This is a genomic window from Terrabacter terrigena (assembly GCF_042676085.1).
Lineage (GTDB): Bacteria > Actinomycetota > Actinomycetes > Actinomycetales > Dermatophilaceae > Terrabacter > Terrabacter terrigena.
In genome coordinates this window covers 231,992-246,608 of record NZ_JBHTKH010000003.1, presented here as the reverse complement: position 1 = coordinate 246,608, position 14,617 = coordinate 231,992, and the positions used below count along the sequence as shown (strand labels likewise).

Sequence of the window (14,617 nt, the reverse complement as noted above, 5' to 3'; positions counted from 1 at the left end):
CGGCGCCGTCTAGGGTGGCCGCATGAGCGCTGACTGGTCCTGGCTGTTCCTCGACGCCCACGGTGAACCGATGGAGGGGGAGGGGCTCACGACCACCGGCTTCCCGACCCAGAGCGACGCCGAGAGCTACCTCGGCGAGTCGTGGCGAGAGCTGCTCGAGAGCGGCGTCGAGGCGGTCACGCTCCGCGAGAACGGCACCGTCGTCTACGGCCCGATGAGCCTGCGGGCGTCCGAGTGAGCCGTCCGGCGACCGAGGCCCTGTCGGCCGGGCTGGAGCGCGACCTGCTCTCCCGCGTCGTCACCGCCCAGCGCTCGTGGCGCGCGCCCGGCGTCAGCGTGGGGGTCGTGCGCGACGGAGCCCTCGCGTGGTCGACGCACGTGGGCTCGGCCCGCCTCGGCCCACAACCCATCCGGGCCGACGACGACACCCAGTTCATGATCGGGTCGGTCACGAAGACGTTCACGGCGCTGGCCGTCATGGCGCTGCGCGACGAGGGCCGGCTGTCGCTCGACGACACGCTCGACGCCTACGTCCCCGGCAGCAGGCACGCCCGCGTCCCGCTGCGGCAGATGCTCGCCCACGCCTCTGGTCTGCAGCGTGAGCCGGTCGGCAACATCTGGGAGAGCCTGGAGGCCCCCGAGCGTGAGGCGTTCCTCGCCGGCGTCGAGGAGGCCGAGCAGGTGCTGCCCGCCCACCACGCCTTCCACTACTCCAACCTCGCGTACGGCCTGCTCGGCCAGGTCGTCGAGCGCGTCACGGGGCAGGGCTGGGAGGCCGTCGTGCGCGAGAGGGTGCTCGACCCGCTCGGCATGACGCGCACCGGGCTGACGCCGGCCGAGGGCCGCGCGCACGGCTACCAGGTCGACCCGTATGCCGGCACCGCGAGCGAGGAGCCGCTCTTCACCCTCAACGCGACCGCGCCGCTCGGCGGCCTCTGGTCCACGGTCGCCGACATGGCCCGCTACGCCGCCTATGTCGCAGCCCCTGACGACCGGGTTGTCTCGCCCGAGACCATCGACGAGATGTGCCGGCCGATCATCATGACCGACGTCGACGGCTGGGGCGGCGCGTACGGCCTGGGCTTCGGCATGGGAAGACGCGGCGACCGCGTCTTCGTCGGCCACGGGGGAGCGATGCCCGGGTTCCTCACCGGCCTGCGCGTGCGGCGCAAGGAGGGCATCGGCGCCGTCGTCTTCGCCAATGCGACGTCGGGGGCCCTGACGCTCGCCCTGGCGACCGACCTCGTCGAGGCCGTCGTCGACGCGGAGCCGTCACTGCAGGACGCCTGGGTTCCGGAGACGGAGCAGCCCGCGCTCACGGAGCTGCTCGGGCTGTGGTGGTCCGAGGGCTCGCCGCTCACCTTCTTCGTGCGCGGGGGTCAGCTGTGGTCACGCCTCGGCGACGACGACCCGCTCTCCGAGACGAGGTATGCCGCCGAGAGCACCGACCGCTACCGGGCGGTCGAGGGGCGCGAGCGCGGTGAGGTGCTCGAGGTCGTGCGGGCGGGTGACGGCACGGTGGAGAAGCTCTACTTCGCGACGTATGCCGTCACGAGGTCGCCGCTCGCGTTCGCCGACCTGCAGGCCTGACGGGCGCGACGGGGCTCAGCCCGACGCGCTGGACCGACGTACCTGCTGGACCGACGTATCTGCTGGAGCGAGGTAACTCGAGCCGAGCTCGTCAGGCCGGCGGGTTGCCGCGGTCGACCTGCGGCTTCGGCATGCGGGTCCGGCGCATCTGGAAGGCGCGCATGATGGCGTACCACGCATCGCCCTTCTCGGCCTGGCCGAACTTCGCCTCGACCTTGCGGCGCGTGCGGCGCCACATGAGCACCGCGTCGCCGATGGCCACGAGGATGAGGCCGTAGACGAGGACGAAGACGAGCAGCAGCGCCCAGTTCGTGCGCACGAAGCTGAGCAGCAGCACGATGAGCATGATCGGCAGCATGAACTCGCCGATGTTCCAGCGGGAGTCGACCGAGTCGCGGATGAACCGGCGCCTCGGGCCCTTGTCGCGCGCCGGGAGGTACTTCTCGTCGCCGACGAGCATGCCGGCCCTCTGCTTGGCCATGGCCTCGCGGCGGGCGACCTTGTCCTGCTTCGTGGCGGCCTTGCGGTCGGTGACGATCAGCGGACGCTTGTTGAGGGCCTCCTGCTCGCGGCGCTTCGGCGTGGGGCGGTTCTTGGCACCGGGCCGGCCCGGCTCGTTCTCCACCGTGGTGGCGAGCTCGTCGTTGAGGGTCTTCTTGCGTCCGAACACGGAGCCACTCTAAGCCGTCGGGGGGCGGGGACCCGCATCGCGCCCGCCGGGACCGCCTCGGCCGAGGTGGCTGTCGCCCCGCGGTGGGGTGCTCCAGGCGGTTCGCGGTGGTCGGGGCTGCTCACCGGTCCGCTCGTGGCTGTCGCAGCGGGACGAACCGGTAGCGCCCGTGATGACTCGTCGACGTCGTCCCGTCGGCGCGGACGACGAGTGTCATGGTGCCGGCGACGGGGATGACGAGACGTCCCGGGTCGGCGAGCTGGTCGACCAGCGACGGCGGCAGCGAGTCGGCCTCCGCGGAGACGAGGATGCGGTCCCAGGGTGCGTCGTAGGGGTCGCCGAGCACGCCCGGCAGGGCCTCCCGCACGCGCGCCCACGGCACGCCCAGGGCCGCGACGTTCTGGGCCCCCCAGCGCGCGAGGTCTGCCTCGAGCTCGACCCCGAGGACGGTGCCCTCGGGGCCGGTGAGGTGGGCGAGCAGGGCCGTCGTCCAGCCGGACCCGGAGCCGACGTCGAGGACCCGCTGGCCCGGTTGCACGTCGAGCAGCCGGAGCATGTCGGCGACGGTGCGCGGCTGCGAGTTCGTCTGCCCGTGCCCGATGAGGATCGGGCCGTCGTGGCCGGCTCGCGACCGTGCCAGGCGGGGGAGGAAACCCTTGCGGGGAACCGCCTCGAACGCTCGGTCGACGGCATCCATGCGTCGAGCCAAGCACGACACGACGGGCGCGTCATCCCCTGCGGCGGGCGATGACGTGCACGAGGGTGCCCAGGGCGCGGTAGGGGTCGGTCGAGCCCAGCCGTTCCTCGACGTCGAGGAGGGCGGCGAGGTCGTCGCCCTCGGGGGCCGGCTCGTCGACCGGCACGTTGTCGCTCGCGACGCGGATGCCGTACCAGTCGGTGACCTCGAGGCCGGCCGCCTCGCAGTCAGCGGTCAACGACGTCCTCGTGTCGGCCCGCGCGTCGACGCCGATCTCGTTGCGGTAGCGGGCGTTTCTGCCCTCCGCAGCCGCACTGCGGGTCTCCTCGAGCACGGCCAGCGCTGCCCGCCAGTCATGCCGGGCGGCGGGTCGCCAGGCCATGGCGTCGCCGTTGCGGGCGACGATCGAGACGACTCCGCCGGGGGCGACGCGACGGGCGAGGCCTGCCACGGCCTGCCGGCTCTCGGGGAGGTACATCAGCACCCCGTGGCACATAACGACGTCGTAGGCCGTCGGCTGCGTCACGCTCGCGAGCCCGGCCAGGTCGGTCGCCAGGAGCGTCACGTGGTCGCGCTGGGCGCTCGTCAGCCCGGCGGCGGCCTGCTCGAAGGCCGCCCTCATGCGGCCGTCGGGCTCGGCGGCCGTGACGGAGTGCCCGAGGCGCGCGAGGCGCAGCGCCTGCGTGCCCTGGCCGGCCCCGACGTCGAGCACCCGCAGGGGTCCACGGGGCAGGTGGCCGGCCAGCTGGCGCGTGACCATCTCCTGCCGGACCACGTTCCGGAGGTTTCCGAGCCGCTGGAGCCAGGGTCGCTGACCGGCCAGGAACGTGTTGTCTGCCATCGGCCGAAGGTACACACCGCCACCCACGCCCGCCCGACCCGGCGGCTCGGGGCGGCTCGGGGCGGCTCGGGGCGGCTCGGTCGGGGCGGCTCGGTAGGGTCGGCTCGTGACCACCGACGTACTCACTCCCGACCAGATCCAGCAGCTCCGCGACCGCGTGGTGGGCCTGATGCCCCAGGTCCGCGCCGACCTCGAGGAGCTCGTGCGCATCCCGAGCGTCTCGGCCGCGTCCTTCGACCAGAGCCAGGTCGCGCGCAGCGCCGACGCCGTGGCGGAGCTGCTGCGCCGCGAGGGCCTCGACGTCGAGGTCGTCGTCGAGGGCGGCCGTCCGGCGGTGATCGGCCACATCGCGGGCCCCGAGGGCGCCCCGACGGTCACCCTCTACGCGCACCACGACGTCCAGCCCCCCGGCGACGAGACCGACTGGGACAGTGCGCCGTTCGAGCCGGAGGAGCGCGACGGAAGGCTCTACGGCCGTGGCGCGGCCGACGACAAGGCTGGCGTGATGGCCCACATCGCCGCCCTGCGGGCGCACGCGGGCAACCTGCCGGTCGGCGTGACGGTCTTCGTCGAGGGTGAGGAGGAGTCGGGTTCCCCGTCGCTCGGCACGATCCTCGAGAAGCACGGCGACCGGCTGGCCGCCGACGCGATCGTGATCGCCGACTCCGGCAACTGGGACATCGGCACGCCGGCGCTCACGACGACGCTGCGCGGCGGCATCCGGGTGGTGGTCCGCGTGCAGACGCTCGACCACTCGGTCCACTCCGGCATGTTCGGCGGTGCTGCACCTGATGCCGTCACGGCACTCGTTCGCCTCCTCGCCTCGCTCCACGACGACGACGGCAACGTGGCGGTCGCCGGCCTCGACGCAGGCGAGGCCGCCGACATCGCCTACGACGAGCAGCGCTTCCGCGACGAGTCCGGCCTGCTCGACGGGGTCTCGCTCATCGGCTCGGGGTCGATCCTCTCGCGGCTCTGGAACAAACCCTCCATCACGACGATCGGCATCGACGCGACCAGCATCGACAAGGCCTCGAACACCTTGTCGGCCAAGGCCGCAGCCAAGATCTCGGTCCGCCTCGCGCCGACCCAGGAGCCGCTGGCCGCCTTCGAGCGCGTGCGCGAGCACCTCGAGGCCCACGCACCATGGGGTGCCCGGGTGACGATCGAGCTCGAGGAGCACGGCTCCGGTTTCGCGGCCGACGCCGACGGGCCCGTCTACGACCAGGCGAGGTCCTCGTTCGCCGATGCGTGGGGCACCGAGCCGGTCGACATGGGCGTCGGCGGGTCGATCCCCTTCATCTCCGACTTCTCCGCGCGGTTCCCCGACGCCGCGATCGTCGTCACCGGGGTCGAGGACCCCGACACGCGTGCCCACGGTGCCAACGAGTCCCTGCACCTCGGCGAGTTCGAGAAGGTCTGCGTCGCCGAGGCCGTCTTCCTCGCCCGCCTGGGCGCTCTGCCCCGCGGCTGACCCGCGTCCAGTCCACCTCGAACGCGGCTTCCGGTGTGAGCCGGCGGCCCGCCTCGTCAGGAGGCGGGCTTGCCGGCTCCGCGGTAGCGCTGCTCGCGCAGCTCGAGGGCGTACGCGTCGACGTCGGGCATGCCGAGGTCGCGGGCCGCGGCGACCTCCGCCTCGATGTCGTAGGGCACGCGGACGAAGTTGACCGAGAAGCTCTGCGGCACGAGGGAGTCGGTGACGCCCTCGAGGATGCAGTAGGGCGCGGTGGGCCCGTCGAGGTGGTTGCCGACGGCTCCGGCGTTGAAGAGGAGCAGCCCCTCGTCGGCCTCCAGGTAGGCGCCGTGGATGTCGCCGTAGCCGACGACGTCGGGTGTGGTCCCCTCCGGCCAGGCGTCGCCCCTGTGTCCGGCGAGGTCAGGCGCCCAGGGGCCGGTGAAGTCGGTGTTGGTGAACATCCCCCGGAACTCGTCCATGGTGTGCTCCCAGCGGACCCGCACGAACTCGCTCGTCTGCGAGGCATGGAAGAGGCGGATGCGCTTGCCGCTCATGACGAGGTCGTACGCGTTGGGCAGCGACAGGAGCCAGGCGGCGTCCTCGTCGGTGAGCTCGTCGCGGGTCCACTCACCGGCCTCGAAGCGCGGGACGTCTCCGCGGGCGACGAAGCCCTCCCAGTCGCCGATGAGGGAGTCCCAGTTGCCGCGGACGGTGACCTCGCACGAGTCACGGGTGCGCTTGATGGCCTCGGACCCCCGGGGGCCCTTGCCGACGACGTCGCCGAGGTTGAGCACGCGCGTGATGCCTCGCGCCTCGATGTCGGCGAGGACGGCCTCGAGGGCCGTGACGTTGCCGTGGACGTCGGAGATGACCGCGATGCGGTCGAGGGCGAGCGCCACGGGCTCAGTCCCTGTGGGTCTTGCCGGGCAGGGCGAGCATCCGGTCGAGTGCGGCGCGGGCCTCGGCCGCGACGGTCGGGTCGACGCGGATCGGGTTGACGACGCGCCCGTCGACGAGTGACTCGAGCGCCCACACGAGGTGCGGCAGGTCGATGCGGTTCATCGTCGAGCAGTAGCAGACGTTCTTCTCCAAGAAGGCGATCCGCTGGTTCGGGAACTGCCCGGCGAGGCGGCGCACGAGGTTGAGCTCGGTGCCGACGACCCACGAGGTGCCGTCGGGCGCCGCGGCGATGGTCTGGATGATCTTCTCGGTGGAGCCGACCTCGTCGGCGAGCTCGACGACCTCGTAGCGGCACTCGGGGTGCACGATCACCTTGACGTCGGGGATGTCGCGGCGGGCCGCCTCCACGGCCTCGACCGAGAAGCGTCCGTGCACCGAGCAGTGACCGCGCCAGAGGATCATCCGGGCGGCCTCGAGCTGCTCGCGCGTCAAACCGCCGTTCGGGCGGTGCGGGTCCCAGAGGACGCAGTCGTCGAGCGAGAGACCGAGCTCGCGCACCGCGGTGTTGCGGCCGAGGTGCTGGTCCGGCAGGAAGAGCACCTTGCCGGTTCCGGTCCCGTCCAGCCCGACGCCGCCGACCTGGTCGAAGGCCCAGTCGAGGGCGGTGCGGGCGTTGGAGGAGGTGCAGATCGTGCCGCCGTGGCGCCCGGTGAACGCCTTGATGGCGGCCGAGCTGTTCATGTAGGTGACGGGGATGGTCCGGTCGGCCACACCAGCGGCGGTGAGCTGCTCCCAGCAGTCCTCGACCTGGGCGATCGCGGCCATGTCGGCCATCGAGCAGCCGGCTGCGAGGTCGGGCAGGATCACCGTCTGCTCGTCGCTGGTGAGGATGTCGGCGGACTCGGCCATGAAGTGGACGCCGCAGAAGACGATGTAGGGCGCGTCGGGCCGGGCGGCTGCGTCACGGGCGAGCTTGAAGGAGTCGCCGGTGACGTCGGCGAACTCGATGACCTCGTCGCGCTGGTAGTGGTGACCGAGGACGAACACCCTGTCGCCGAGGGCGGCCTTGGCGGCCCTCGCCCGCGACACGAGGTCGGGGTCGGACGGGGCCGGGAGGTCGCCCGGGCACTCGACGCCACGCTCGGTGTGCAGGTCGGTGCCCTGCCCGAGCACGAGGAGGGGGAGCGGGGCCGGTGCCGTCGTCATGCCCAGATCGTATGCCGGTCGCCGAGATGCTGCTGCCACCGCCCGGCGTCCGTGCGAGCCTCCTCTTGACTTCAAGCACACTTGATGTCTGACGCTGTGGCCATCGACATCTCGACAAGGAGCCATGATGCCCACCGCACTCGTCACCGGGGCCGGCCAGGGCCTCGGTCGTGCCCTCGCCATGGCGCTGGCCGCCCGGCACTGGGACCTCGTCGTCACCGCACGCAACCGGGTCGCGCTCGAGGACACCGTGACGCGCCTGCGTGAGCACGGCCACCGCGCGGTGGGCGTCGCAGGCGACGTCGGCGACCCGGCACACCGGCAGGAGGTCGCCGCGTCGGTGGGCGAGCTCTGCGGTCGGGCCGGCCTGGACCTGCTCGTCAACAACGCGAGCAGCCTGGGACCGGTGCCGCTGCGCCCCGTCCTGGAGCTCACCACCGACGAGCTGGCGCGCGTGTTCGCCGTCAACGTCCTGGCCCCGCACGCCTTCGTGAGTGCCCTCCTCCCGTCTCTCCTCGAGGCACGGGGTGCGGTCGTCGACGTCTCCTCCGACGCCGCCGTCGAGCACTACGAGACGTGGGGCGGCTACGGCGCCTCCAAGGCCGCGCTCGACCACATCACGCTCACCCTCGCCGCCGAGGCGCCCGGCATCCGGGCGTGGTCGGTCGACCCCGGCGACATGCGCACCGCCATGCACCAGGCCGCCTTCCCCGGCGAGGACATCTCCGACCGGCCACTTCCCGAGGACGTCGCGGTCCCGGCGCTGCTGACGCTGCTCGATGCCCGCCCACCGAGCGGGCGCTACCGCGCCGCGGAGATCATCCGGTCGATGGGGCCGGGGCGAGCGGGGACCGGCTCGTGACGGCCACTCTGGGTCACGTCCCGCACACGGTCTTCGGTGGCACCGACGACCTCACCGCCGACGCGCCGCCCGAGCTGCGCGGGATCGCGCGCGACGGCGTACGCCTGCTCGTCGCGTCCGAGGACGGCGACGGCACGGCTCGCGTGGCGCACACGACCTTCGGGCACCTCGGTGAGCACCTCGCGCCGGGAGACCTGCTGCTCGTCAACAACTCGGCCACCGTCGCCGCCGAGGTCGACGGCCGGCTCGCCGGGCGCGGTGCCGTCGTCGTGCACGTCGCCACCGAGCTCGACGACCGCTCGTGGGTGGTGGAGCTGCGCACAGCGCCGGACGCCGCCCGCCCCGTCCTCGACGCCGTCGAGGGTGACGTCGTGGAGCTCGCGGGGCGCCGGACTGGCCGTCAGGCGGCCGCGACCGACGGTCCCCGTCTGCGCCTCGTCGCGCCCTACCCGCGCGCCGAGTCGTCACCGACGGGAACCGGCAACCGGCTCTGGACGGCCGTCGAGCTGGACGCGGGCGCCCTGGCGCGCCACCTGCAGGGCCAGGGCCGGCCAGTCGCCTACGGCTACCTCCGTGAGGGGTTCGCGTTGGAGGCGTACCAGACGGTCTTCGCGCGTGTGCCGGGCAGCGCCGAGATGGCGAGCGCGGCGAGGCCGTTCACGACACAGCTCGTCGCCGACCTCGTGAGCTCGGGGGTGCTCGTCGCTCCCATCACCCTGCACACCGGACTGTCGTCGCAGGAGGCCGGCGAGGCGCCGCAGCCCGAGCGGTTCGCGGTGTCGGGCGCGACTGCCTCACTCGTCAACCACGTACGCGCCCGAGGTGGTCGCGTCGTCGCGGTCGGCACCACGGCGACCCGCGCCGTCGAGTCCGCGACGGACGAGAGCGGCACCGTGCACGCGGCGGCGGGGTGGACCGACCTCGTCGTCTCACCCGACCGGCCGGCCCGGGTGGTCGACGGGCTCATCACCGGCTGGCACAACCCGGACGCCTCGCACCTGCTCCTCGTCGAGTCGGTGGCGGGGGCGGCGCTGACGCAGCGGGCCTACGACGAGGCCGTCGCGCACCGGTACGCGTGGCACGAGTTCGGCGACGCCGGCCTCTTCCTGCCCCACCGCCGCTGAGACGCAGGGACGCCTTCGGTCGCCGATCGAGAGAACGCAGCGTCGCCTCGGAACCGCGTCGAAGTGCCCGTTCGAACGTGAGGATTCTGGTGGGAGGATGCCGCACGTGCACGTCATCATCGCCCCGGACTGCTACACCGGCACCCTCACCGCGCCCCAGGCCGCGGCCGCGATGGCCGAGGGCTGGGCCCGCACCGCGCCGAACGACCGGCTCACCCTCGTGCCACTCTCCGACGGCGGGCCGGGGTTCGTCGACGTGCTCGCCGAGAACCTCGACGGCGAGGTGCACGCCGTCGTCACGACCGACCCCCTCGGGCGTGAGGTGCCGGCAACGATCTTCATGACGTCCGGCGCCGGCGGTCGCACCGCGTACATCGAGTCCGCCCAGGCCGCGGGACTGCACCTGCTCGCACCCGACGAGCGAGACCCCACGCGCACCTCGACGTTCGGGGTGGGCACGCTGGTGCTCGCCGCACTCGACGCCGGCGCGCGCCGCATCGTCATCGGGCTGGGCGGGTCGGGCACCAACGACGCGGGCGCAGGCCTCCTCGCCGCCCTGGGCACCGGACCGGTGGAGCGGCTCGGCCGGGGTGGTCTGCCCCTGGAGGCGACGACCCCGGAGGACGTCGCAGGGCTCGACGCGGCGCGCGGGCGGCTGCGAGGCGTGGACCTCGTCATCGCCAGCGACGTCGACTCACCCCTGCTCGGGCTCAAGGGTGCGAGCGCCGTGTTCGGTGCACAGAAAGGGGCGACGGAGGAGGACGCCCAACGGCTCGAGAACGCTCTGGGCCACTTCGCCAGCGTCGTCGCGCGGGTGCGTCCTCCTGCACGCGACCTGCTGACGGGCACCCTTCTGAAGCCCGAGCGCGAACCTGGCGCCGGCGCCGCCGGCGGGCTGGGCTACGCGCTCCACCTCCTCGGGGCGCGCCGCGTCTCCGGCGTCGAGGCCGTCCTCGACGCCGTCGGCTTCGCCGACCTCGTCGCCGGTGCCGACCTCGTCGTCACCGGCGAGGGAAGCTTCGACTGGCAGTCGCTGCGGGGCAAGGTCGTCGTCGGGGTGGCCGAGGCGGCGGCCCGCGTCGGGGTCCCCGTCATCGCCGTGCCGGGCCAGTCGCTCGTCGGTCGCCGCGAGGCGATGTCGGCGGGACTCTCGGGCGTGTATGCCGTGGCGGAGCGCCCCGACCAGGTCGCCGCAGCGCTCGCCGAACCGGCCGAGCGGCTCGCCGACCGGGCCGCGCGCGTGGCCCGCACCTGGTCGCCGTCCGCATCCTGAGCGGTCCGGGCCCGCAGCGAGCACCGCACCGAGCCCTCGCACCCGCCTCGCACCGGCCTCGCACCGGGACGATGCACGGATCGTCGGCGGTCCGACGTATCCTGAGGAGGTCCGGGAACACATCCGGCACGGCATGGGTTGTCACTCCTGACCCATGCTCCACGACGTGAAGGACCAACACATGAGTGTCGAGACGAACGCATCTCCCGCCGAGGTTCAGACCGAGGCTCCAGCCCACGGTGTCGTCCTGACGGACGTCGCGGCCACGAAGGTGAAGAGCCTGCTCGAGCAGGAGGGGCGCGACGACCTCCGCCTGCGCGTGGGTGTCCAGCCGGGCGGCTGCTCCGGCCTCATCTACCAGCTCTACTTCGACGAGCGCACCCTCGACGGTGACCTCGTCCGCGACTTCGACGGTGTCGAGGTCGTCGTCGACCGCATGAGCTCCCCGTACCTCGAGGGCGCCACGATCGACTTCGCCGACACGATCGAGAAGCAGGGCTTCACGATCGACAACCCCAACGCGGGCAGCAGCTGCGCCTGCGGCGACTCCTTCAGCTGAACCGCACCGCGTCGGCACCACGCGACGCCGCATCCGGAGGGCCCGACCGTCACGGTCGGGCCCTTCGCCGTTCCCCGACCTTCCGGCCCCGGTCCGTGCCGCCGTGACCGGCAGTCCCACCATGGCGGGTAGGTTCATGCCTGTGCAGATCGCTATCACCGGTTCCATCGCCACCGACCACCTGATGACCTTCGACGGTCTCTTCGCCGACTCGCTCGTCGTCGAGCAGCTCGACAAGATCTCCCTCTCGTTCCTCACCCAGGACCTCCAGGTGCGACGGGGCGGGGTGGCCGCGAACATCGCCTTCGGCATGGCCAACCTGGGGCAGCGGCCGCTGCTCGTGGGCGCGGTCGGCGAGGACTTCACCGACTACCGCAGCTGGCTCGAGCGGCACGGCGTCGACTGCGGCGGGGTGCACTACTCGCAGTCGCAACACACCGCCCGCTTCATCTGCACCACCGACCGTGACATGGCCCAGATCGCCACCTTCTACGCCGGCGCCATGACCGAGGCCCGTGACATCGAGCTCGCCCCCGTGGCCAAGCGTGCGGGTGGCCTCGACCTCGTCGTCGTCGGCGCCAACGACCCTGAGGCGATGCTGCGCCACTCCGACGAGTGCCGCTCCCGGGACATCCCGTTCGCCGCCGACCCGTCGCAGCAGCTCGCCTTCTGCGACGGGCCGACCATCGCCCGGCTCATCGACGGTGCCGAGTACCTCTTCACCAACGAGTACGAGAGCCACCTCGCCTGCCAGAAGACGGGGTGGAGCGAGGACGAGCTCGCCGACCGCGTGCGCGTGCAGGTCAAGACCCGCGGCAAGGACGGCGTCACGGTGCGGGTGCGCGGCGAGAACGAGACCGTCGAGGTCGGCATCGCCCGCGAGGTGCGCAAGGCCGACCCCACCGGGGTCGGCGACGCCTTCCGGGCCGGCTTCCTCACGGGCCTCGCCGCCGACCTGCCGCTGCGGCGCTGCGCCGAGCTCGGCTCGATGCTCGCCACCTACGTCATCGAGACGGTCGGCACACAGGAGTACGTCCTGGGCAAGGAGCGCTTCCTCGAGCGGCTCGCCGAGGCGTACGGCAACGAGTCGGCCGACGAGATCGGCCCGCACATCACCTGCCCGCGCCCGTGACGACGCCGTCGCCCGGACGCTGACCGCGACGAGCAGCATCGCCCGACAGCAGGGAGCCCCGTGCCCACGCCTCCGCCGCCCACCTCCTGGGACTTCGCGCTGGACCGCGTGCCGCCGGGGGAGGACCTCATCGGCATCGGAGCCGACCTCGACGTCGCGACGCTCTTCGAGGCCTACTCCATCGGGGTGTTCCCGATGGGGATCGGTGACCACGGCGCCGAGCCGATCGGCTGGTGGTCGCCCGACCCTCGCGGCGTGCTGCGCCCCCGCGAGCTCGTGGTCAGCCGGTCCCTGCGCAAGGCCGTACCCCGCTTCGAGATCAGGGTCGACAGCGACTTCCGCTCGGTCGTCGAGGCGTGTGCCGCGCCCGACCGCGAAGGTCGGTGGATCACCGACGACATCGTCGACGCCTACGACGCGCTGCACCGTGCCGGATGGGCCCACTCGGTCGAGACGTGGCAGGACGGCGTGCTCGTGGGCGGTCTCTACGGTGTGGCGATCGGGGGCCTGTTCGCCGGCGAGTCGATGTTCCACCACGTGCGCGACGCCTCGAAGGTGGCCCTCGTGGGGTTGTGCGGGCTGCTGTGCGCCGACGACGACCCGCGACGGCTGGTCGACGTGCAGTGGCAGACCCCGCACCTGGCCACGCTCGGGGTGCGGGAGGTCGCGCGCGACGAGTACCTCGCGAGCCTGCCGGTGGTGCTCAGCGCACCGCTTCCGGCGTGCTGGGCCTGACCAGCTCGACGACGTATGCCGTGTGGTCGGCCTCGGCACGCGCCTCGACGAAGCGCTGCCCGCGCATGCGGCACCAGGCCGGGATGTCGTGGGCGGCGGCCGGGTCGGTGGCGAGCACCGTGACGGTGTGCAGCCGCGGCTCGTCACGCACGAGCCGGGCGAGCCGGATGACCGGCAGCGGGCACCTCTCGCCGCGGGCGTCGACGACGCGCTCGTCGCGGCCTGACGGGGAGCCGGGCTCGGGGTCGCCCTGCCGGCTCACAGGTCACCCACTCCGAGCTGGTCGCGCACCGACCTGATCGTGGGGGCGAGCGCCGCGGTGAACGCCGCCACGTCGTCGGCGAGCGTGCCGGAGACCGCCGGGAGGGGCAGGGTGACCCGGACGTTGCCGTGGGTGAGCACACCCATCGCGGCCAGGACGTGGCTCGGCTCGAGCGTGCTCGAGGTGCAGGCGGACCCGCTGGCCACGGCGTATCCGGCAGCGTCGAAGGCGCCGACCACGGCCTCCCCGTCGACGTAGAGGCTCGAGAACGTCATGACGTGCGGCAGGCGGTCCTCGGGGTCGCCGACGACCTGGGTGTCGGGCACGAGCGCGGCCGCGCAGCGCACGTCGTCGACCAGGGCCCGCGTCAGCCTGCTGTCGGACCCTCGAGTCGCCGAGGTCTGCTGCCAGGCCTCCGCCGCGGCCAGCGCGAGGGGCACCCACGGCACCACGTCGGTGCGGCCGTGCTCGACGTCGGCCCTGGAGGCCGGCCAGTGCCAGCGCACCCCCTCGCGCACGACGAGGACACCGAGCGGCGGGCCGCCCCAGGAGCGCGCGTCGCCGACGAGGACGTCCCAGTCGGTCGGCACGTCGTCGCGTCCGAGCGACGCCATCGCGTCGACCACGACGGGTATGCCATGCGCAGTCGCTGCCTCGCGGGCCGCGCCGAGAGGCTGGCGGGTGCCGACCTCGCCGTTGGCGCTCTGCAGCGCGGCGACGACGGTCCCCGGCACCCCGAGAGCCTCCCGCCAGGCGGCGAGGTCGACCCGCCCCATGGAGTCCACGGCCACCTCGGCGAGGAGCCCGGGGTCGTCGGCCGCGGCGGCGCGGGCCCTTGCCGGGACGAGCACCGCGGAGTGCTCCACCGCGGAGGCCACGGTGCGCGCCCCACGCCGCCGGGCGGCATACGCGACGCCCTCGACGGCCCGGGAGAGCGCGGTGGGGCCGCTGGGCAGGAAGCTCACGTCGCCGGGCCGCGCCCCGAGACCGGAGGCCACGACCTCGCGCGACCGGTCGAGCAGGGCTGCCGCGCGACGGCCCTCCGCGTGCAGCCGTGCCGGGTCCGCCCAGCCCACCTCGACGGCCGCCAGCAGGGTGTCGCGGGCGACCGGGTGCAGGGGGCCCGAGGCTGCGTCGAGCAGGCGTCTGCGAGCGGCAGCGGGAGCCCCGACGGGCGGGGTGGACGGGCTCGCGGCGACCTGTCCAGGGCTTGTTCCCGGATCGTGACTGACCACGTCGCAACGTTAGCCGCCCCCTGCGGACAGCGTGACGAGAGGGACGGTAGGGTTGCGGGCGTGGGCCATGGCTGC

Annotated in this window: 16 protein-coding genes; 9 read left to right on the top strand and 7 right to left on the bottom strand. The window is 73.1% G+C overall.

What is annotated here, in order from left to right:
- The first annotated feature begins 22 nt into the window (after positions 1–22).
- Together ACFQ2V_RS07090 and ACFQ2V_RS07085 are read left to right on the top strand one after the other, a co-directional pair.
- On the top strand, positions 23–238 hold the full coding sequence (locus ACFQ2V_RS07090; RefSeq protein ID WP_386051955.1) for a hypothetical protein: 216 nt from the start codon (positions 23–25) through the stop codon (positions 236–238).
- Positions 235–1,590: a serine hydrolase domain-containing protein gene (locus tag ACFQ2V_RS07085; RefSeq protein ID WP_386051954.1), complete on the top strand. Its 1,356-nt coding sequence runs from the start codon at positions 235–237 to the stop codon at positions 1,588–1,590. The genes ACFQ2V_RS07090 and ACFQ2V_RS07085 overlap by 4 nt, the downstream gene beginning before the upstream one ends.
- A gap of 91 nt (positions 1,591–1,681) precedes the next feature.
- Here ACFQ2V_RS07085 and ACFQ2V_RS07080 read toward each other — a convergent pair whose 3' ends face one another.
- The 3 genes from ACFQ2V_RS07080 to ACFQ2V_RS07070 form a co-directional block, all read right to left on the bottom strand.
- A complete protein-coding gene (locus ACFQ2V_RS07080) occupies positions 1,682–2,260 on the bottom strand; it encodes a DUF3043 domain-containing protein (protein WP_386051953.1) in 579 nt (192 codons plus the stop codon).
- A gap of 121 nt (positions 2,261–2,381) precedes the next feature.
- A complete protein-coding gene (locus tag ACFQ2V_RS07075; RefSeq protein WP_386051952.1) occupies positions 2,382–2,957 on the bottom strand; it encodes a protein-L-isoaspartate O-methyltransferase family protein in 576 nt (191 codons plus the stop codon).
- Between the two features lie 31 nt (positions 2,958–2,988).
- The gene (locus tag ACFQ2V_RS07070) at positions 2,989–3,798 is read right to left on the bottom strand and encodes a class I SAM-dependent methyltransferase (RefSeq protein ID WP_386051951.1); all 810 of its coding nucleotides are present in this window, start codon (positions 3,796–3,798) and stop codon (positions 2,989–2,991) included.
- A gap of 106 nt (positions 3,799–3,904) precedes the next feature.
- On the opposite strand from ACFQ2V_RS07070, the gene ACFQ2V_RS07065 reads away from it, so the two are divergent.
- Positions 3,905–5,272 carry a dipeptidase gene (locus tag ACFQ2V_RS07065; RefSeq protein ID WP_386051950.1) on the top strand — a complete coding sequence of 456 codons (1,368 nt, stop codon included), beginning with the start codon at positions 3,905–3,907 and terminating at the stop codon, positions 5,270–5,272.
- 56 nt (positions 5,273–5,328) lie between these two features.
- Here ACFQ2V_RS07065 and ACFQ2V_RS07060 read toward each other — a convergent pair whose 3' ends face one another.
- Entirely contained in the window at positions 5,329–6,153 is an 825-nt protein-coding gene (locus ACFQ2V_RS07060) for a metallophosphoesterase family protein (RefSeq protein WP_386051949.1), read from the bottom strand.
- Positions 6,154–6,157: 4 nt separating this feature from the next.
- The gene (gene nadA / locus ACFQ2V_RS07055) at positions 6,158–7,360 is read right to left on the bottom strand and encodes a quinolinate synthase NadA (RefSeq protein WP_386051948.1); all 1,203 of its coding nucleotides are present in this window, start codon (positions 7,358–7,360) and stop codon (positions 6,158–6,160) included.
- A gap of 127 nt (positions 7,361–7,487) precedes the next feature.
- On the opposite strand from nadA, the gene ACFQ2V_RS07050 reads away from it, so the two are divergent.
- From ACFQ2V_RS07050 to aat, 6 genes are all read left to right on the top strand, one after another.
- Positions 7,488–8,222, top strand: coding sequence for an SDR family NAD(P)-dependent oxidoreductase (locus ACFQ2V_RS07050; protein WP_386051947.1), 735 nt, complete (start codon positions 7,488–7,490; stop codon positions 8,220–8,222).
- Positions 8,219–9,346: an S-adenosylmethionine:tRNA ribosyltransferase-isomerase gene (locus tag ACFQ2V_RS07045; protein ID WP_386051946.1), complete on the top strand. Its 1,128-nt coding sequence runs from the start codon at positions 8,219–8,221 to the stop codon at positions 9,344–9,346. The genes ACFQ2V_RS07050 and ACFQ2V_RS07045 overlap by 4 nt, the downstream gene beginning before the upstream one ends.
- 106 nt (positions 9,347–9,452) lie before the next feature.
- A complete protein-coding gene (locus tag ACFQ2V_RS07040) occupies positions 9,453–10,619 on the top strand; it encodes a glycerate kinase family protein (RefSeq protein WP_386051945.1) in 1,167 nt (388 codons plus the stop codon).
- 181 nt (positions 10,620–10,800) lie between these two features.
- The gene (erpA, locus tag ACFQ2V_RS07035; protein ID WP_045192555.1) at positions 10,801–11,178 is read left to right on the top strand and encodes an iron-sulfur cluster insertion protein ErpA; all 378 of its coding nucleotides are present in this window, start codon (positions 10,801–10,803) and stop codon (positions 11,176–11,178) included.
- 142 nt (positions 11,179–11,320) lie between these two features.
- Positions 11,321–12,310 carry a carbohydrate kinase family protein gene (locus ACFQ2V_RS07030; protein ID WP_386051944.1) on the top strand — a complete coding sequence of 330 codons (990 nt, stop codon included), beginning with the start codon at positions 11,321–11,323 and terminating at the stop codon, positions 12,308–12,310.
- A 60-nt stretch (positions 12,311–12,370) separates the two neighbouring features.
- A complete protein-coding gene (gene aat / locus ACFQ2V_RS07025) occupies positions 12,371–13,045 on the top strand; it encodes a leucyl/phenylalanyl-tRNA--protein transferase (protein ID WP_386051943.1) in 675 nt (224 codons plus the stop codon).
- Here the strand turns inward: aat and ACFQ2V_RS07020 are convergent.
- Entirely contained in the window at positions 13,014–13,307 is a 294-nt protein-coding gene (locus ACFQ2V_RS07020; protein WP_386051942.1) for a sulfurtransferase TusA family protein, read from the bottom strand. The two genes, aat and ACFQ2V_RS07020, sit on opposite strands and share 32 nt — an antisense overlap.
- Positions 13,304–14,542, bottom strand: a complete 1,239-nt coding sequence (locus ACFQ2V_RS07015; protein ID WP_386051941.1) for a cysteine desulfurase family protein — start codon at positions 14,540–14,542, stop codon at positions 13,304–13,306. Before ACFQ2V_RS07015 ends, ACFQ2V_RS07020 begins: the two co-directional genes overlap by 4 nt.
- Positions 14,543–14,617: the final 75 nt, after the last annotated feature.